The 276-nt window shown below is 40.6% G+C and carries 1 pseudogene; it reads left to right on the top strand.

The window, feature by feature from the left end:
- Positions 1-145: 145 nt before the first annotated feature.
- Positions 146-276: pseudogene (locus AB4512_RS25245) on the top strand (YhcH/YjgK/YiaL family protein); the annotation flags it as partial.

Raw genomic sequence — 276 nt, 5'->3', positions numbered from 1 at the left:
CACCGTAAAAAGCTCAGCCAACCTGATCACGCCTAAAAACAATGATGATAAGACAGGGCTAGCGACGCTTTTGCAAGATCTATTTGGTGCCCATTAATTTAAAGCATCGGCTTTATTAAGCTGTTTATATTTAAAGAGAATTTTTATGTTAGTCGGAAATACTCAACCTACGCAGATCAGTAAGTCGTACCCTGTCGTTATTCAAAACGTGCTTGAGTACTTGAACAGTCTCGACCAAGAAAAACTCGCATTAGGTCGCCATGAACTCCCTGGTTT

Origin of the sequence: Vibrio sp. 10N.222.52.B7 (assembly GCF_041474275.1) — a bacterium.
Taxonomy (GTDB): domain Bacteria; phylum Pseudomonadota; class Gammaproteobacteria; order Enterobacterales; family Vibrionaceae; genus Vibrio; species Vibrio crassostreae_C.
The sequence above is the reverse complement of the archived record's forward strand: the minus strand, read 5'-3'. Positions and strand labels throughout refer to the sequence as shown.